Origin of the sequence: Burkholderia sp. ZZQ-2, from assembly GCF_050768715.1 — a bacterium.
Lineage (GTDB): Bacteria > Pseudomonadota > Gammaproteobacteria > Burkholderiales > Burkholderiaceae > Burkholderia > Burkholderia cepacia.
This window is the reverse complement of record NZ_LDVA01000281.1, coordinates 1-17532: the sequence shown is the minus strand read 5'-3', so window position 1 is coordinate 17532 and position 17532 is coordinate 1. Positions and strand designations below refer to the sequence as shown.

The 17532-nt window shown below is 67.8% G+C and carries 17 protein-coding genes; 7 read left to right on the top strand and 10 right to left on the bottom strand.

From position 1 onward, the window contains the following. From ABY44_RS23245 to ABY44_RS23220, 6 genes are all read left to right on the top strand, one after another. On the top strand, positions 1-648 hold a 648-nt coding region (locus ABY44_RS23245; protein ID WP_155635811.1), incomplete at its 5' end, for a TOBE domain-containing protein. A gap of 10 nt (positions 649-658) precedes the next feature. Further along, positions 659-1645 (top strand): ABC transporter permease subunit, encoded by a 987-nt coding sequence (locus ABY44_RS23240; RefSeq protein ID WP_060173882.1) that lies wholly within the window; start codon positions 659-661, stop codon positions 1643-1645. After that, on the top strand, positions 1642-2481 hold the full coding sequence (locus ABY44_RS23235) for an ABC transporter permease subunit (RefSeq protein ID WP_027788939.1): 840 nt from the start codon (positions 1642-1644) through the stop codon (positions 2479-2481). The genes ABY44_RS23240 and ABY44_RS23235 overlap by 4 nt, the downstream gene beginning before the upstream one ends. A 116-nt stretch (positions 2482-2597) precedes the next feature. After that, on the top strand, positions 2598-4163 hold the full coding sequence (locus ABY44_RS23230; protein WP_027788938.1) for a DUF3138 family protein: 1566 nt from the start codon (positions 2598-2600) through the stop codon (positions 4161-4163). Positions 4164-4275: 112 nt separating this feature from the next. Further along, the gene (locus ABY44_RS23225; protein WP_060174260.1) at positions 4276-5580 is read left to right on the top strand and encodes an NAD(P)/FAD-dependent oxidoreductase; all 1305 of its coding nucleotides are present in this window, start codon (positions 4276-4278) and stop codon (positions 5578-5580) included. Positions 5581-5604: 24 nt separating this feature from the next. Then, the gene (locus tag ABY44_RS23220) at positions 5605-6906 is read left to right on the top strand and encodes an NAD(P)/FAD-dependent oxidoreductase (protein ID WP_027788936.1); all 1302 of its coding nucleotides are present in this window, start codon (positions 5605-5607) and stop codon (positions 6904-6906) included. Positions 6907-7052: 146 nt separating this feature from the next. Here the strand turns inward: ABY44_RS23220 and ABY44_RS23215 are convergent, their stop codons facing one another. The 9 genes from ABY44_RS23215 to ABY44_RS23175 form a co-directional block, all read right to left on the bottom strand. After that, on the bottom strand, positions 7053-7727 hold the full coding sequence (locus tag ABY44_RS23215) for a DUF799 domain-containing protein (protein ID WP_027788935.1): 675 nt from the start codon (positions 7725-7727) through the stop codon (positions 7053-7055). A 10-nt stretch (positions 7728-7737) separates the two neighbouring features. Then, positions 7738-8169, bottom strand: a complete 432-nt coding sequence (locus ABY44_RS23210) for a DUF4810 domain-containing protein (protein ID WP_027788934.1) — start codon at positions 8167-8169, stop codon at positions 7738-7740. 56 nt (positions 8170-8225) lie between these two features. Further along, positions 8226-8897 carry a CsgG/HfaB family protein gene (locus ABY44_RS23205; RefSeq protein ID WP_431642348.1) on the bottom strand — a complete coding sequence of 224 codons (672 nt, stop codon included), beginning with the start codon at positions 8895-8897 and terminating at the stop codon, positions 8226-8228. A gap of 648 nt (positions 8898-9545) precedes the next feature. Further along, positions 9546-10904, bottom strand: a complete 1359-nt coding sequence (gor, locus tag ABY44_RS23200; RefSeq protein ID WP_060174228.1) for a glutathione-disulfide reductase — start codon at positions 10902-10904, stop codon at positions 9546-9548. A 244-nt stretch (positions 10905-11148) separates the two neighbouring features. Beyond that, complete coding sequence (locus ABY44_RS23195; protein WP_027788932.1) at positions 11149-11373, bottom strand: hypothetical protein; 225 nt, start codon at positions 11371-11373, stop codon at positions 11149-11151. Positions 11374-11748: 375 nt separating this feature from the next. Further along, positions 11749-12870 carry a porin gene (locus ABY44_RS23190; protein ID WP_027788931.1) on the bottom strand — a complete coding sequence of 374 codons (1122 nt, stop codon included), beginning with the start codon at positions 12868-12870 and terminating at the stop codon, positions 11749-11751. Between the two features lie 316 nt (positions 12871-13186). Further along, on the bottom strand, positions 13187-13888 hold the full coding sequence (locus tag ABY44_RS23185; RefSeq protein WP_027788930.1) for a YoaK family protein: 702 nt from the start codon (positions 13886-13888) through the stop codon (positions 13187-13189). A gap of 57 nt (positions 13889-13945) precedes the next feature. Next, on the bottom strand, positions 13946-14473 hold the full coding sequence (locus tag ABY44_RS23180) for a chromate transporter (RefSeq protein ID WP_043184629.1): 528 nt from the start codon (positions 14471-14473) through the stop codon (positions 13946-13948). Continuing rightward, on the bottom strand, positions 14470-15108 hold the full coding sequence (locus ABY44_RS23175; RefSeq protein WP_060174229.1) for a chromate transporter: 639 nt from the start codon (positions 15106-15108) through the stop codon (positions 14470-14472). The genes ABY44_RS23180 and ABY44_RS23175 overlap by 4 nt, the downstream gene beginning before the upstream one ends. Positions 15109-15204: 96 nt before the next feature. On the opposite strand from ABY44_RS23175, the gene ABY44_RS23170 reads away from it, so the two are divergent. Further along, the gene (locus ABY44_RS23170; RefSeq protein WP_060174230.1) at positions 15205-16089 is read left to right on the top strand and encodes a transcriptional regulator GcvA; all 885 of its coding nucleotides are present in this window, start codon (positions 15205-15207) and stop codon (positions 16087-16089) included. Positions 16090-16128: 39 nt separating this feature from the next. Here the strand turns inward: ABY44_RS23170 and ABY44_RS23165 are convergent, their stop codons facing one another. Continuing rightward, the gene (locus tag ABY44_RS23165; RefSeq protein ID WP_059523034.1) at positions 16129-17436 is read right to left on the bottom strand and encodes a solute carrier family 23 protein; all 1308 of its coding nucleotides are present in this window, start codon (positions 17434-17436) and stop codon (positions 16129-16131) included. Between the last annotated feature and the right edge of the window lie 96 nt (positions 17437-17532).

Sequence of the window (17532 nt, the reverse complement as noted above, 5' to 3'; positions counted from 1 at the left end):
TCGCTGGTCAAGCGCCCGAAGCTGCTGCTGCTCGACGAGCCGATGTCCGCGCTCGACAAGAAGATCCGCCAGAAGACCCAGCTCGAACTGGTGAACATCATCGAGAAGGTCGACGTGACCTGCGTGATGGTCACGCACGACCAGGAAGAAGCGATGACGATGGCGAGCCGCCTCGCGGTGATGAGCGAAGGCAAGATCGTGCAGATCGGCTCGCCCGGCGAAGTCTACGAATACCCGAACAGCCGTTTCTCGGCCGAATTCATCGGCTCGACCAACCTGTTCGAAGGACGCGTGGTCGAGGACGAACCCGACCACATCTTCGTCGAGAGCGACGATCTCGAAGCGCGCATGTACGTGAGCCACGGCGTGACCGGCCCGCTCGGGATGCCGGTCGGCATCTCGGTGCGCCCGGAGCGCGTGCACGTGTCGCGCGAGAAGCCGGGCTCGAAACACAACTGGGCGCGCGGCGTCGTGACCGACATCGCGTACATGGGCAGCTACTCGCTGTACCACGTGCGCCTGCCGAGCGGCAAGACGGTGGTGTCGAACCTGTCGAGCTCGCACCTGATGAACGACAACGCGCCGGCGTGGAACGACGACGTGTTCGTGTCGTGGTCGCCGGCCAGCGGCGTCGTGCTGACGCAGTGAGGACGCCACGATGAGAACCTCCGCTTCCACTCCGTCCGCGCCGGTGTCTGCCGGCGCCGCGAGCACCGGCGCCGGCAGATCGCGCCCGGGCCGTTTCTCCATGCTGTCGCGCTTCCTGCCGTCGGGCCGCAGCGTCGCGATCGGCGTGCCGTTCGTGTGGCTCGCAGTCTTCTTCGCGCTGCCGTTCGTGCTGGTGCTGAAGATCAGCTTCGCCGACCAGGTGATGGGCATCCCGCCGTACACGTCGCTCGTCGAGATCAAGGACGGTGTCGTGCACTTCGCGCTGCAGCTGTCGCACTACGCGTTCCTGCTGCAGGACGACCTGTACATCGCGACCTACCTCAGCTCGCTGAAGATGGCCGCCGTGTCGACCGTGCTGTGCCTGCTGATCGGCTATCCGATGGCGTACTACATCGCGCGCTCGGAACCGAACCGCCGCAACGTGCTGATGATGGCCGTGATGCTGCCGTTCTGGACGTCGTTCCTGATTCGCGTGTACGCATGGATCGGCATCCTGAAGGACGACGGCCTCCTGAACCACACGCTGATCGCGCTGGGCATCATCCACACGCCGCTGCGCCTCTATCACAGCGACGCGGGCGTCTACATCGGGATGGTCTATTCGTACCTGCCGTTCATGGTGATGCCGCTGTACGCGCACCTCGTGAAGATGGACCTCACGCTGCTCGAGGCCGCGTACGACCTGGGCGCGAAGCCGTGGGTCGCGTTCACGCGCATCACGCTGCCGCTGTCGAAGAACGGGATCATCGCCGGCAGCCTGCTGGTGTTCATCCCGGCGGTGGGCGAGTACGTGATTCCGGAACTGTTGGGCGGCGCCGACACGCTGATGATCGGGCGCGTGATGTGGGATGAATTCTTCAACAACATGGACTGGCCGATGGCGTCCGCGGTGACGGTCGCGATGGTGATGCTGCTGCTGGTGCCGATGGCGCTGTTCCAGTACTACCAGGTCAAGGAACTGGAGGACGCGAAATGATCAAGCCGAGCAAACCGCTGTCGACGGGCGTCCTCGCCTTCGGCTTCCTGTTCCTGTACATCCCGATCATCAGCCTGGTGGTGTACTCGTTCAACGAGTCGAAGCTGGTGACGGTGTGGTCGGGCTTCTCGCTGAAGTGGTACAGCGCGCTGCTGGACGACGACGAGCTGCTGACCGCCGCGTGGCTGTCGCTGAAGATCGGCCTCTTGACGGCCACCGCGTCGGTGGTGATCGGCACGTGGGCGGGTTTCGTGCTCGCGCGCTTCGGCCGTTTCAAGGGCTTCACGCTGTACACGGGGATGATCAACGCGCCGCTGGTGATTCCGGAAGTGATCCAGGGCATCTCGCTGTTGTTGCTGTTCGTTGCGCTGGAGCAGATGTTCGGCTGGCCGAAGGGGCGCGGGATGGTGACGATCTGGATCGGGCACGTGATGCTGTGCGTGTCGTACGTGGCGATCATCGTGCAGTCGCGCGTGAAGGAGATGAACAAGTCGTTGGAGGAGGCGGCGCTCGATCTGGGCGCGACGCCGCTGAAGGTGTTCTTCGTGGTGACGCTGCCGCTGATCTCGCAGGCGCTGCTGTCGGGGTGGCTGCTGTCGTTCACGCTGTCGATCGACGACCTGGTGCTGTCGGCGTTCCTGTCGGGGCCGGGGTCGACGACGCTGCCGCTGGTGGTGTTCTCGCGCGTGCGGCTGGGGCTGAACCCGGAGATGAACGCGCTGGCGACGCTGTTCATCACGGCCGTGACGATCGGCGTGATCGTCGTGAACCGGATGATGATCGCGCGCGAACGGCGCCGCGTGGCCGACATGAAGGCGGCGTTCGCGGTGGCGTGACGACGCACCTCCGGCTTCGAAGATAACAAGCAGTGCAGACAAGCAAGGCGCGCTGCCCCAGGGGGGGCGCGCGATTCGATCCCGATTTGACAGGCGCACGACAAGGAGAATCCGCAATGAAGAAGAAACTGATCTGCCTGCTGGTGGCCGGCGCGTTGCCGGGCATCGCGCTGGCCGACTCGACATCCGCCGAGATCAAGGCGCTGCAGGCGCAGGTCGCGGCGCTGCAGAAGCAGATGAAGGCGATGCAGGCGCAGCTTTCGGCGAAGGGCGGCACCGCGACCGCCCAGGCCGGCACGAAGGCCGCGCCGGTCGCCGTGGCCGTCGATCCGGGCTCGCCGGACTACGGCAAGGCGCAGGCGACGCTGACCAACGACGAAGTCGGCGAAATGAAGCAGCAGATCGCGAACCAGCAGCTGAAGGTCGATTCGCTGACGGACGCGGCCAACACGGGCCCGCTGGCCGGCCTGTCGGTCACGGGCTACATCGACCCGACCTACATCTACAACCGCGCGGCCGGTACGTCGTCGTTCCTGTTCGCGAACCACGAGAACGCGTACAACTACTTCAACAGCACGTTCGGCGATCTCTACCTCGACATCAAGAAGACCTTCGGCGTCGGCCCGATGGCACCGTCGGCGGAAATCACGCTGATGCCGAACCGCGGCAACGGCATCACGCTGCTGCAGAACTCGCGCGGCTCGATCACCGACAACCTGCTGAACACGGCGGTCATCAACGTGCCGATCACCGCCGAGACGACGCTCGTCGCCGGTTTGATCCCGAGCTTCGGCGGCTACGAGGTGCAGCAGTCGAACCAGATGCTCACGCTCACGCACAACCTGCTGTACGATTTCTCGGATCCGGGCAGCTACGTCGGTATCGGCGCGAACTACACGAAGGGCAACTGGGCGTGGAAGTTCTTCCTCGGCAACGAGCAGTACCGCACGTACGGTTCGGTCACGCAGAAGGGCACCAACGCGCTCGGCGACCCGATCACGACCAGCAACAAGGTGCCGACCTTCACCGCGCGCGCGGACTACACGTGGTCGAGCGCGCTCGACATCGGCGGGTCGTTCAACATCGGGCGGCAGACGCTCGCAAGCGCGCTCGATGCGAACGGCAACGCCAACTACGGCCCGGGCGGGGCGGCACCGAGCGCGTACGGTTCGTTCTTCTTCGGTGAACTCGACGCGACCTACACGCTCGCCGACATTCAGTACAACGCGGAAGTCGACTACGGCCGTCAGCAGCATGCGGCGTTCAACGGCGGGCTCGCGCAGTGGTACGGCCTGTCGCTGCTCGCGCACCGCAAGTTCAACGCGCCGGTGGTCGGCCGCATGGGCGTGACGCTGCGCTACGACCTGCTCGCCAACTCGAAGAACGGCGGCGGCGGCGGCGGCATCGCGCTGAACGGCAACGGGATGGATCCGAGCAACGGCTTCGGCGTCGACGCGGACTGCCTCGCGCAGTCGAAGGCCGGCGGCGGCCTGGGCTTCGAATGCAAGGGGGCGGTACGGCAGGACGTCGCGCTCGACCTGCTGTTCTACCCGACCCAGCAGATCACCGTGAAGGTCGAATACCGGCACGACTGGGCGAACAACAAGGTGTTCCTGCGCAACGACGGGTCGTACGGCAAGTCCAACGACCTGCTCGCGACGCAGTTCATCTATTCGTTCTGACGCAGCACACGCGGGACGCCGTGCCGCGCGCACGGCGTCCCGCGCCGTTTTTACCGGCCGAAGCACGATGCATCGCGCATCGCGTGCCGGCCGCAACGAGGGAGTCGGTCTGATGACGCAGTCTTTCACCCGCCGCGCCGATGCGCTCGCGCGCGACTCGTACTACGAGGCGACGGCCGTGCGGCCGGCCGCCGACGACCCGGTGCTCGAGGACACGATCGACGTCGACGTCTGCGTGATCGGCGCCGGCTTCGCCGGCCTGTCGACGGCGCTCGACTGCCGCGCGCGCGGGCTGTCGGTCGCGGTCATCGATGCGCACCGGCCCGGCTGGGGCGCGTCGGGCCGCAACGGCGGGCAGGCGATCACCGGCTTCGCGAAGGACGAGGAAATCGAGCGGCAGCTCGGCGCCGACGGCGCACGCGCCGCGTGGTCGCTGTCGCTCGACGGCGTCGCGCTGATCGCCGAGCGGATCGCGCGTTACGGGATCGACTGCGACTTCACGCGCGGCTACCTGACGGTCGCGACGAAGCCGCGCCGCATCGACGACCTGCGCGCGTGGATGGACGCCGCGACCGCGCGCTGGGGCCATCCGTCGCTGTCGTGGCTCGACACCGGCGCGATCCGCACGCGCATCGCGTCGACGCGTTATCTCGCGGGTGTCTACGATCCGCTGTCGGGCCACCTGCATCCGCTCAAGTACTGCCTCGGCCTCGCCGATGCCGCGCGGCGCGAAGGCGTCGCGCTGTACGCGCACACGCCCGCGCTCGACGTCGTGCGCGGCGCACGGCCCGTCGTGCGCACGCCGTCGGGCGACGTGCGCTGCCGCTTCGTCGTGTCGTGCTGCAACGCGGGCCCGGGCGGCGTGCTGCCGGCCGCGACGGCTGCCCGCATCGCGCCGGTCGCGTCGTACATCATCGCGACCGAGCCGCTCGGCCAGGCACGCGCCGATGCACTGATCGCGCAGCGCGAGGCCGTGTGCGACAACAACTTCTTCCTCGACTATTTCCGGCTGTCGGCCGACCACCGCATGCTGTTCGGCGGCCGCGCGAATTCGGCCGGCGCGTCACCCGCCACGCTCGCCGAAACGATCCGGCGGCGCATGGTCGGCGTGTTCCCGCAGCTCGGCGACGTGCGCGTCGACCACGCGTGGGGCGGCTTCGTCGACGTCACGCGCAACCGCGCGCCGGATTTCGGCGCACTCGATCCGAACTTCTTCTACGTCCAGGGCTTCAGCGGGCACGGCGTCGCGCTCACCGGCATCGCCGGGCGCGCGGTTGCCGGCGCGATCGCGGGCGACACGCGCGCGTTCGACCTGTTCGCACGCATGCGCCACCGGCGCTTCCCCGGCGGCGACGCGTGGCGGCAACCCGCGCTCGAGCTCGGGATGCTGTACCACCGCGTACGCGAGCTGTTCTAAGCCCATTTATCCGTCCTCCTGACCATGCAGACATTCGCCAACCAGCCGCACGTCGCGTCCTACTACGCGGCGACCGCCAACGATACGACCCGCCACGCGCCGCTCGCCGGCACGATCGATGCCGACGTGTGCGTGATCGGCGCGGGCCTCACGGGCCTGTCCGCCGCGCTCAACCTCGCCGAGCGCGGCCATTCGGTGACCGTGCTCGAAGCGTCGCGGGTCGGATGGGCGGCGAGCGGCCGCAACGGCGGCCAGCTGATCGGCGGGTTCGCGTGCGATATCGATACGTTTGCGCAGTTCATGCCGGAAGGCGACGTGAAGCGCATCTGGGACATGGGGCTCGAAACGCTGTCGCTCGTGAAGTCGCGCATCGCGCAACACGACATCGACTGCGCGCTGGTGCCCGGCTACCTGACCGCCGCGAACACCGAACGCGATGCCGATTCGCTCAAGCGCTGGCGCGACGAGGCCGCGAAGCGCTTCGGCTACGACCGCTTCCACTTCGTCGAAGCCGACGAACTCGGCGACTACGTGCAGTCCGACCGCTATTGCGGCGGCCTGTACGACCCGGACAGCGGCCACCTCCATCCGCTGAACTACACGCTCGGCCTCGCGCGCGCGGCCACCGGTGCGGGCGTGCGCATCCACGAGGACAGCTGCGTGACGCGCGTGCGCGACGTCGCGGGCGGCCATGTCGTCGAGACGAGCGGCGGCAACGTGCGCGCACGCTTCGTCGTGCTCGCGTGCAACACCTTCGTCGGCACGCTCGCGCCCGCGCTGTCGAAGAAGATCATGCCGGTCGGCACCTACGTGATCGCGACCGAGCCGCTCGGCGAAGCGCGCGCCGCCGCGCTGATGCCCGCGCGCGCGGCGATCTGCGACAGCCGCTTCGTGCTCGACTATTTCCGGCCGGCGCCCGACACGCGGCTCGTGTGGGGCGGCAAGGTCAGCTATTCGACGCGGGAGCCGCGCGATCTCGCCGCGGCGATGCGCGCGGACATGCTGAAGACGTTCCCGCAGCTCGCGGACGTGAAGGTCGACTACGCGTGGGGCGGCTTCGTCGACATCACGATGAACCGCGCGCCGCACTTCGGCCGCATCGCGCCGACGATGTATTTCGCGCAGGGCTTCTCGGGGCACGGCGTGAACACGACCGCGCTCGCGGGCAAGCTGATCGCCGAGGCGATCGACGGGCAGGCGAGCCGCTTCGACCTGTTCGACAAGATCCGCCATCGCGACTTCCCGGGCGGCGAGGCATTGCGCACGCCGGCGCTCGTGCTCGCGATGAGCTGGTACCGGCTGCTCGACGCGTTCGGCGTGCATTGAGCGGCGGCGCGGGCGACGAGCGCCGCCGCCCGCCATGCAAAACGGCCGCGCGAACGCGGCCGCCTGGTGCCGGATGTCGCGGCGCCGGCGCGGCAGGCAGGCAACCTGGCCTGCCCGACCGGCCGAAGCCGCTGCATCCGCGCGGGTCAGTCAGTCCCGTACTTCGGCGAGTGCGGCCCGTACAGCAACCCGTTCGGCGGCCCCGCCGACAACAACCTGCTGCTGGTCAGCCCGGCCACATCGTGCGCTTCGTCGGTCAGCGAATGCGCGACCTGCTTGACGGCCGCCTGCACCAGCATCCCGACGACACCGAACGCATTGACGCTCATGGAGTTGCCGACTTCCTTGCCGGTCGCACGGCCCTCGCCCTGCCACAGCACGTCGCCGCTCTTCAGGTCGACGAGCTTCGCCGATGCCGCGACCACCGTCGTGCTGTCCACCACCTGGTAGACGGAGCCGTATTGCGTGATCTTCGAATAGAGCGCGGCATCCGCACCGAAGATCTCGCGCAGCTTCGCCGGCGACGTGTTCTGGATCTCGGCCGCGTTCGCGAGGCCGTTCTGCTTGAAGGTCTCGTCCATCACCGCGACCGGCACCACGTAGTAGCCCGACTCGGCGAGCGGCTGCGTCATCTGCGACAGCACCCCGTAGGTCGCGCCGACATCGGTGGTCTCGTTGACCGGCGGCAGCACGAGGATCGAGCGCGGCTGGCTCTTCTTGAAGGCCGTGTAGTCGGGACGCTTGACGGGTTGCGCGCATGCGCTCAGCAGCGCGACGAGCGACAGCACGGACAGCAGCTTGAATGAAAGTGTCTTGATCATGGCACGCACGTTACTGTTGGGCGGGAGTCGGATCGGCTTGCTTCCGGCCGGCGATCGTCTGGTCGGCGGCCTTCGGGTTCGCGGCCTGCGGATTCACGGCCTTCTTCTTCATCAGGAAATCCATGTACGGCGCGGATTCCGGAAAGAGCGCCTTCTCGGCCTCGAACGACTGCGTGGCCTGTTGCCCGTTGCCGACGCTCGCGTAGAGCATCCCGAGATGCGCATGGAAGCCGGGCGGCGGCTTGTTACCCTTCGCGCGGATCTCCTGCAGCGCCTTCTCGAGCGCGTCGATCTGCTGTTGCGGCGAGCTTTGCCCCTTGAAGTATTCGTACACCTGCGGCTGATAGCCGTTCCACTGATAGAGCGGCGGCGTGGTCGGCGCCGCGCAGCCCGCGAGCAGCATGGCGGCCGCCGTCGCCGGCAGCCAGATTCCCCGTTTCATGGTCTTGTCTCTTTCGATGAGTGAGTGATTCGTCGAGCGCGTGTCGCGCACGGCGCTTACTGCGGCACCTTCAGCGTGCCGGCGTCGACCTGGTCGACGAGATGGTTCACGGCCTCCTGGATCGCGAGATCCAGCACCTTGCCGTTGAGCGTCGAGTCATAGCCGGCGGTGCCGCCGAAGCCGATCACCTCGCGGTTCGACAGGCTGAACTCGCCCGCGCCCTGGCTCGATGCGACGACTTCCGACGTCGTCGTGTCGACGATGTTCAGGTTGACCTTCGCATACGCGACCTGCGTCTTGCCGCGGCCGAGGATGCCGAACAGCTGGTGATCGCCGACGTCCTTGCGGCCGAACTCGGTCACGTCGCCCGTCACCACGTAGTTCGCGCCCTTCACCGCCTGCGCCTTCTTCATGAAGCCGGCTTCCTGCTTGATCTCGTCGAGATTCTCGCGATCGAGCACGTTGAAGCGGCGGCTCTGCTGCAGGCGCGTGACGAGGATCGTCTTCGCCTGCCCGCCGAGGAGGTCGATGCCGTCCGAGAAGATGCCGCGCATGTAGCTCGAGCGGTTGTCGAACTTGCCGACCGCGATCGCGACGGGCTTGCCCGCGTACGGTTTCTGCGCGCTGCTCACGGCCGGCACGTCGAGCGTGCGCGACGATTCGGTCGCGCAGCCGGACAGCGCCGCAACGAGCGCCGCCGCCACGAGGACGGTGCGTCGTGTCTGAATGTTCACTGTTGGTCTCCTTGTGTGGAAAGATGGCCCGGAACGGGCACGCCGGCTCGCAAACGACCCGGCGGTCGAAACGGTTGCGGTGCGAACGGGGATGCGTGCATCGGCGCGATGGACGCACGCGCGTTCATCGCCGCACCGGCGGTGGCAGTAGATGAGTGAAAGGGGCGCGCAACCCGTGCGTTGCGACGACATGCGGATGCGCGGCGCGGTACGCGACAGGCTCGCGCGCGACGGCTACACCGTTATTCTGGTTACTGCGCTGTTGATCGCGCATGATCGGCCCCGTATATGATTTTTCGCGATCATATCAAGCCTGCTTATCAAGATGAGGAATCTTGATAATAGTTGACGATTTTCTTACTTATCCGACGCGCGCGGTCGAATCGGCGCAATTCCTCGCCGACAGGGGCTTTGCAGGCATGTGGACGCAGCGTGCCAATTTTCCTTTGTTGTCTCCGGCGATCGATCTCGAATCCGGCAATATCAAGATATATTGTCCGTACCGCCCATCCGCATTACCGATATCCCGAGAATAATCACCGAAATCCGGCTGCCTTTACCGCACCCGACGGGTTCGCCGGTCACGATGCATTCCGGCAATCCTGCCGCGCGCGCGTACGAACGCGCGCGCATCCGCGCCCGCTAGTCGGCCACCTTCTGCCGCATCGTCACGAACTCCTCGGCCGCGGTCGGGTGAATGCCGATCGTGTCGTCGAACTGCGCCTTCGTCGCGCCCGCGCGAATCGCGATCGCAATCCCCTGGATGATCTCGCCCGCATCGCGGCCGACCATGTGCGCGCCGACCACGCGCTGGCTGTCGCGTGCGACGACGAGCTTCATCAGCGTGCGCTCGTCGCGGCCCGACAGCGTGTGGCGCAGCGCCTTGAACGACGTGCGGTAGATGTCGACGTCGCCGTCGTAAAGATCGCGCGCGGTCGCCTCGGTGAGACCGACCGTCGCGACCTCGGGCTGGCTGAACACCGCCGACGGCACCCATTCGTGATCGGCCGCGACACGCGCCCCCCCGAACAGCGTGCGGGCAAGCAACGCGCCGTCGCGCGTCGCCACCGGCGTGAGCTGCGGCCGCGACGTGACGTCGCCGATCGCATGGATCGACGGCACCGACGTCGCCGAATACGCATCGACGGCAATCGCGCCACGTGCGTCGAGCATCACGCCCGCCTGTTCGAGCCCGAGCCCGTCGACGTTCGGCACACGGCCGGTCGCATACAGCACTTGATCGTACGGCCCGTGCCGCGCATCGCCGACGCGCACGCTCAGCGTGCCGTCGTCCGCGCGTTCGATCGACTCGACCACCGCACGCGCATGGATCGTGACGCCCTGCTTCGTCATCTCGTCGGTGAGAAACTGGCGCACGTCGTCGTCGAAGCCGCGCAGGATCTTCTCGCCGCGATAGAACAGGTCGACGTGGCTGCCGAAGCCGTTGAAGATGCCCGCGAACTCGACCGCGATATAACCGCCGCCGACCACCGCGATGCGTGCGGGCCGCGCGGCGAGCGACAACGCCTCGCGCGACGTGATCGCATGTTCGATGCCGGGCCGCGCCGGCATCGACGGGCGCGAGCCGGTCGCGATCGCGATGTGGCGCGCGCGGATCGTGCGTTCGCCGATCGCGACCGTGTGCGCATCGACGAGCGTCGCGCGTCCGGCGTGCATCTCGACGCCCGATTGCCGCAGCAGGTTGATGTAGATGTCGCTGAGCCGGTTGATCTCGCGATCCTTCGCGGCGATCAGCGCGGGCCAGTCGAGCGTGCCGGCGCCGAAGGTCCAGCCGAAGCCCTTCGCGTCCTCGACTTCGTGCGGGTAGTGCGATGCGTAGACGAGCAGCTTCTTCGGGATGCAGCCGCGCAGCACGCAGGTGCCGCCGATCTGCTCTTCTTCCGCTATGCCGACGCGGGCACCGTACGACGCGGACATGCGCGCAAGCCGCACGCCGCCCGAGCCGGCCCCGATGACGAACAGGTCGTAGTCGAAATCCATCGCATTGCCTCATCGCAGTTCGGATGCAGGCACGATAGCAAGATTCCGGATTTCTTGCGGCACATGGTGCCGCCACGCGCACGCCCAATAAAAAACGGCGAGAGACGTTGCCTCTCGCCGGTCAAACCGACTGCCGGGTGTGCCATGCGTCACCGATCGACCGCATGCCCGACCTGCCGGCTGCGCGGCACCGGCCCGGCCGGGCGCGCGAAGGGCGCGCCCACGGCCGGACCAGCCGCCATGCTCATGCCTGCGACGTGTCGCTGCCGTCCGTCGCCTGCGTGTCGTCTGCCTGCTGCGGCTGCTCTTCCTTCTTCTCGAGCATGCCTTCGATCGCTTCCGCGCCCTTGAAACCGGCGACGGCGGCCGCCGCCTTGGTCAGCAGGCCCGCATCCGGATCCAGCTTTTCCGCGCCTTCGACGGCGGCGATTGCGCCGGCGATTTCACCCACGGTGTTCAGGATACCCATCGTCATCCCCTTTCAAGAAAATCGTGAGCGCATCGTCCCACGAAAAAAACCGGCGAACCGCGATTGTCATCACCGGATACACAAGTTACGCACCAGGCCGGCCGCGCTCGCCGAGCGTGACCGGAACGACGCACGCGCGAACCTGGCGGCACGCAACGGGCGATGCACGCAGCGTAGCGGAAAGGCTTCGCGCGCACTGTAAAAGTATGTTCTGGATTGCCGACGGTTCCCTTACGGCGCGGGGGTCTCGTGATGGAGCATTCGCCGAATAGTCGTGCGCGCGTATGAAGGTCGCATGACGAAAAAAAAGAGGCGCCTCGCGGCGCCCCTTCGATGCATGCCGGACGACTGCCGGCGCATGCGTTCCGACGTTCGTCAGAAGATATTGCGCAGGCCGATCGCGATGCCGGTCTGGTTGCTGCGGCCGGGCAGCTCGACGTTCGCCGCGCCGTTCGTCTTGTTGAAGTCGACGGTGCCGTAGATTTCCGTGCGCTTGCTGAGCGCGTACTCGGCGATGCCGACGATTGCGTAGCGGTTGCCGCTCGCGAGCGTGCCGTTCGTGGTCATCGCATTGCGCATGTGGTCGTAGTAGAACGCGCCCGTCAGCGTCAGCGGTGCGCTGACCTGCCAGCTCACGCCCGCGAACGGACCGTCGTCGATCCGGCCGGTGCCCTTCGCGACCGGAATCGACTGCTGGGCGAGCAGGCTGTCGACGAAGCCCGTGTCGTCCTTCGAGCGCAGGTAGCCCGCGTAGATCTTCGCCTTGCTGAACGCATACACGACGTTCGCGTGGTAGATCGTCTGCTTGCGCGCCGAGTTGTCGCTGTTCTGCTGCGCACCGGCCGCGATGCTGAGCGGGCCCATCACGTACGACAGCGACACGCCCCACGCATTGCCCTTGCCGAGCGAACCCGGGATCTGGCCCGAGAAGCCGCCGGCGCCGGTCGATTCGTAGTTGGTGCCGGTCGAGTACATCGCCTTCGCGGTCAGGCCTTCGAACTTGCCCGTGTACTTGATCTGGTTGTCCGCATACAGGCCGCCGCCGAGTGCGACCGGCAGCCACGCGTTTTCGAGGTAGTTGCCGACCGTCAGCGGATCGTAGGTGTCCGACAGCAGGTCGAACAGCGGCGTCTTCTGGCGGCCGAGGGTCACCGTGCCGTACGGGCTCTGCAGGCCGACGTACGCCGCGCGGTTGAACAGGCGGCCGCTGTCGGCGAATGCGCCGTTCTGCAGGTTCACGCCGCTTTCGAGGTTGAACACGGCCTTCAGGCCGCCGCCGAGATCTTCCGTGCCGTAGATGCCGAAGCGGCTGTTCGTGATCGCGCCGTTGGTCATCGACAGCAGGCCGTCGTTCTTGGCGTTGGCGTTGGTGAGGTAGCGAATGCTGGCGTCGGCGACGCCCCAGAGCGTGACCGAGCTTTGTGCGGCCGCGTACTGGCTGGCAAATGCGAGCGCGGCGCCCCCTGCGATGGCTGCGAGTCGTGTGGTCTGCTTCATGAGCTTTCCTGTTTGTAGGTGTCTCCGTTCATGGCCGGCCGCGTGCGCAGCCGGGTGGCGATCGCTCGCGTTCTTGGCGCGCGCGATGTGGGCTGAATCATATGACGACTGCAATCGCTGAAAGAAATTGAAATGCGCGGTAACGGCGGAACTGTCGCCCGCGCACAACGCCGCGCGCGCGAGGCGCGCCGGGCGGGCGTCGGATGCCGCACGGCATCGTCCGGCCACGCGGCTGACGGGATGTCGGCTCTGTAAGCATCGCCCCGCAGGCGCGGGGGAACGGGCAGGCGGCCGGAAGTGCCGGCGGGCGGCGCCGTCACGCCGCCGACGACGGCTCGCCGGGCGTCTCGCGCCGGCGCCAGGCACGCCGGAGGATCTCCGCGAACGCACCGGCGAGCAGCAGCACGGCGCCCCACAGTGCGAGCTCCGGCACGAGCCGCGTGACGAGGCCGCCGATCACCGCGCCGGCCAGGAAGCAGAAGCTGATCGTCGCGAGCAGCGCCGAGTCGTGCAGCGCGCCCGCGTCGTAGCGCGGGATCAGCCCGACGAACAGCTTCTGCGCGGCGCGGCGCAGGTTGCCGGTCGTCATCACCGACGTGTACGACAGTTCCTCGAGATGGGTGAACGACAGCGTCTGCAGCGTCGCGACGAACGAAATGCCCGGAATCAGCCATGCGCTCGACGCGCCGACGAGCCCGCTCGCGGCGACGCCGAGAAAGGCGATCTCGACGAGCAGGCTCGCGAATGCGGTATGCCGCATCCAGCCGCGCTGCGCGGCGAGGCCGAGCAGGTGCGCGACGAACACCGCGACCACGAAGCCGCCGAGCGGCGGCACGTGGTGCAGCGCGGCCGCCCATTCGCCGGCCGACACGTTGATGCCGAGCAGCGCGACGTTGCCCGTCATCGTGTTCGCGAATACGTGGCCGTGGCCCACGTACGTGTATGCGTCGAGGTAGCCGCCTGACAGCGTCAGCAACGCGGCGACAGTGAGATTGCGGCTGGCGCCGTCGAGATCCATCGAGCCTCCCGTGAAGATTCGCGCCAGTATGGCGCACGGGACGTTACCGTGCGCCGGTCATTGCCCGATGCCCGTGAGCCCGATCAGCGCGCCGCCCGCGAGCAGCCACAGCGGATGGATGCGCGTGCGCCACGCGAGCACCGCGCACGCGGCGGTGATGCCCCACTGGATCGCCGTGCGGTTCGACGCCTCGGAGATCAGCACCGCGCTCGCCGCGACGAGCCCGGCCGTGACGGGCATCATCCCCTGCTGCACGTAGCGGCGCCACGGCCGGTCGCGAAAGCGCTCCCACGCATGCAGCGCGAGCACGGTGACGATCGACGACGGCCCGAACTTCGCGAGCGACGCGACCAGCAGCCCGCTCCAGCCGGCCACGTGCCAGCCGACCAGCGACACGATCATCATGTTCGGCCCGGGCGCCGCCTGGGCCAGCGCGAACAGCGCGGTGAACTCGTGCGCGCTCATCCAGTGATGGACGTCGACGACCTGCCGCTGCATCTCCGGCAGGATCGTGTTGCCGCCGCCGAATGCGAGCAGCGACAACTGGCTGAAGATCGTCGCGATCGCGATCAGCGTGTCGTTCATGGCCGGCCTCCTGGCTGCGTGTCGCGCGCCGCGGCCGGCGCCGGCTGCGGCGTGCCCGCGTCGCGGCGGCGCGACGCGAGCCAGATGCTGACGGGCGTCAGCACGAGCATCGCGGTCAGCAGCGGGATGCGCAGCACCGCGATCGCGACGAACGCGAGCGCCGCGATGCCGGCCGCCGCGCGCGCGTGCCGCAGCGGCTTCGCGACCTTCACGGCCATCGCAACGAGCAGCCCGGCCGCCGCGGCGGCGAGCCCCGCGAACAGGTGCTGCACGCGCGGATCGTTCTGCGTCTTCGCATACAGCACGCCGAGCGCGACGACGACGAGCGTCGGGCCCGCGATCAGCCCGAGAATGGCGGCGAACGCGCCGGCCACGCCGCGAAAGCGCATGCCGACGGCCACCGACAGGTTGATCACGTTGCCGCCCGGCAGGAACTGGCACAGCCCGAGCAGGTCGGTGAATTCGTCGGCGGAAAGCCACTTGCGCTCGTCGACGATGGTGCGCCGCGCGAACGGCAGCGCGCCGCCGAACGACATGAGGCCAAGCGACAGGAAGCCGGTGAACAACTCGGCGAGGCCGATGCGGCGGGAGGACGTGGCCGGCGGCGGGGCGGCGGGCGGAAAGGCGGATTGCATGGGGCTCCTCATCAAACGGTGAACCGAGGTTACCGCCGTTCGGCAGGCCTGCAAAACGATTTTATCGGCGCGCCCTTGTGATCTAGAATCACAAGCATGGCACGCGATCTCCCGCCCTTTTCCGCGCTTCGGGCCTTTGAAGCCGCGGCACGACATGAAAGCTTCAGCGCCGCCGGCGACGAGCTGCATGTGACTCACGGTGCCATCAGTCGCCAGATCGCCGGGTTCGAGGCATGGCTCGGCAAGCCGGTGTTCCACCGCTACGGCAAGCGCGTGAAGCTCACCGACGAAGGCCGCCGCTACCTGGACACCGTGTGCGCGGCGTTCGACAGCATCGCGCACGCGACCGAGCAGCTGCGCAACACCGGCGCGACGCGCGTGCTGCGCATCAACGCGCTGCCGACCTTCGCGATGAAATGGCTATTGCCGCGCCTGTCGCGGTTCCAGCGCGACGTGCCGAACGTCGAGCTGAAGCTGTCGACGTCGAACGCGCCGCTCGACGCGCTCGACGGTTTCGACGTCGCGATCCGCCGCGGCCCCGGCCACTGGTCGAACTGCACGAGCGGCCACTTCCTCGACGAAAGCGTGATTCCGGTCTGCAGCCCCGCGCTGCTCAAACGCGCGCCGATCGCGCGCGCGGACGATCTCGCGCGCCACGTGCTGCTGCATTCGGATACGCGGCCGGAAGGCTGGCGCGACTGGTTCGCGGCGGCCGGCGTGACGATGAAGGGGCGCAAGCGGCAGTCGTTCGACCACTTCTACCTGGCGCTGCAGGCGGCCGTCGACGGGCTCGGCGTCGCGCTCGGCCCGTTGCCGCTGATCGACGACGAGCTCGCGAGCGGCCGGCTCGTGATGCCGCTGGCGGGGCCGCGCATCGCGACGCGCAGCTACTGGTGGATCGCGCCGCGCGCGCCGGCCGACGATCCGCTCGTCGCGCAGTTCTGCGCGTGGCTGCAGGCGCAGTCGAATACCGGCGCGTGAGGCCGCGCCGGCGGGCGGCATCGCGCCGCCCGCTCCCGGTCAGACCACCGGGCCCGGTTCCTTTTCCTTGCGCAGGATCGCGTACAGGATGATCGCGCCGAACGTCGCGGTGCCGATCCCGCCGAGCCCGAAGCCGCCGATCTTCAGCGAGAAGTCGCCGGCGCCGAGCACGAGCGTGACGGCCGCGACGATCAGGTTGCGGTTGTCGGAGAAGTCGACCTTGTTGACGACCCAGATCCGCGCGCCCGTCACCGCGATCAGCCCGAACACGACGATCGACACGCCGCCGAGCACGGGGCCCGGAATCGTCTGGATCACCGCGCCGAACTTCGGCGAGAAGCCGAGCACGATCGCGATCAGCGCGGCGACCGCGAACACGAGCGTCGAGTAGATCCGCGTGACGGCCATCACGCCGATGTTCTCCGCGTAGGTCGTCACGCCCGTGCCGCCGACGCTGCCCGACACGATCGTCGCGAGCCCGTCGCCGATGAACGCGCGGCCCACGTAGCGATCGAGGCTGGTGCCCGTCATCGCGCTGACGGCCTTGATGTGGCCGAGGTTCTCCGCGACCAGGATCACCGCGATCGGCGCGAGCATCAGCATCGCGTGCGGATCGAACACCGGCGCGCGGAAGCTCGGCACCCCGAACCAGGCCGCGTGCCCGACGATCGAGAAATCGATCGGCTTGCCGAGCCCCATCCCGTTGGTCGCGACCGCATAGATCGCGTAGGCGATCACGAGCCCGACGAGGATCAGCAGGCGCTGCACCATGCCGCGCGAGAACACCGCGACGCCGCCGACGCACAGCACCGTGACGAGCGCCATCACCGATTCGAAGGTCGATGCGGACACGCCCTTGACCGCGATCGGCGCGAGGTTGAGCCCGATCACCGCGACCACCGCGCCGGTCACGACCGGCGGCATCAGCGTCTCGATCCAGCGCGTGCCGATCGCCTGCACCAGCGCGCCGAGCGCGACGTACACGACGCCGCACGCGACGATCCCGCCGAGCGCGACCGGGATGTTCGGGTTCGGGCCGCTGCCGCCGTAACCCGTCACCGCGATCACGAGGCCGATGAACGCGAAGCTCGAGCCGAGGTAGCTCGGCACGCGGCCGCCGACCAGCACGAAGAACAGCAGCGTGCCGATGCCCGACATGAAGATGCACAGGTTCGGGTCGAAGCCCATCAGCAGCGGCGCGAGCACGGTCGAGCCGAACATCGCGACGACGTGCTGCACGCCCATCGCGACCATCTGCGGCCACGGCAGGCGCTCGTCGGGGCCGACCACGCGCGATGCCGCGCCGGTCGATTGCACCCGCCAGCGCGGGAAGTAGGAATCGGACATGGGGAAAAGGGCTCCTGTCGGTCGGTCGCCGGCTGCGGAGGATGCGCCGGTCTGGAATCTGGCGCGAGTTTACGGAGCGGAAATGGGGCTGGCAAG

Coding starts and splice junctions, on each gene's coding strand:
- ABY44_RS23240 (WP_060173882.1), top strand. CDS start 659: ATGAGAACCTCCGCTTCCACTCCGTCCGCGCCGGTGTCTGCCGGCGCC.
- ABY44_RS23235 (WP_027788939.1), top strand. CDS start 1,642: ATGATCAAGCCGAGCAAACCGCTGTCGACGGGCGTCCTCGCCTTCGGC.
- ABY44_RS23230 (WP_027788938.1), top strand. CDS start 2,598: ATGAAGAAGAAACTGATCTGCCTGCTGGTGGCCGGCGCGTTGCCGGGC.
- ABY44_RS23225 (WP_060174260.1), top strand. CDS start 4,276: ATGACGCAGTCTTTCACCCGCCGCGCCGATGCGCTCGCGCGCGACTCG.
- ABY44_RS23220 (WP_027788936.1), top strand. CDS start 5,605: ATGCAGACATTCGCCAACCAGCCGCACGTCGCGTCCTACTACGCGGCG.
- ABY44_RS23215 (WP_027788935.1), bottom strand. CDS start 7,727: ATGATCAAGACACTTTCATTCAAGCTGCTGTCCGTGCTGTCGCTCGTC.
- ABY44_RS23210 (WP_027788934.1), bottom strand. CDS start 8,169: ATGAAACGGGGAATCTGGCTGCCGGCGACGGCGGCCGCCATGCTGCTC.
- gor (WP_060174228.1), bottom strand. CDS start 10,904: ATGGATTTCGACTACGACCTGTTCGTCATCGGGGCCGGCTCGGGCGGC.
- ABY44_RS23195 (WP_027788932.1), bottom strand. CDS start 11,373: ATGGGTATCCTGAACACCGTGGGTGAAATCGCCGGCGCAATCGCCGCC.
- ABY44_RS23190 (WP_027788931.1), bottom strand. CDS start 12,870: ATGAAGCAGACCACACGACTCGCAGCCATCGCAGGGGGCGCCGCGCTC.
- ABY44_RS23185 (WP_027788930.1), bottom strand. CDS start 13,888: ATGGATCTCGACGGCGCCAGCCGCAATCTCACTGTCGCCGCGTTGCTG.
- ABY44_RS23180 (WP_043184629.1), bottom strand. CDS start 14,473: ATGAACGACACGCTGATCGCGATCGCGACGATCTTCAGCCAGTTGTCG.
- ABY44_RS23175 (WP_060174229.1), bottom strand. CDS start 15,108: ATGCAATCCGCCTTTCCGCCCGCCGCCCCGCCGCCGGCCACGTCCTCC.
- ABY44_RS23170 (WP_060174230.1), top strand. CDS start 15,205: ATGGCACGCGATCTCCCGCCCTTTTCCGCGCTTCGGGCCTTTGAAGCC.
- ABY44_RS23165 (WP_059523034.1), bottom strand. CDS start 17,436: ATGTCCGATTCCTACTTCCCGCGCTGGCGGGTGCAATCGACCGGCGCG.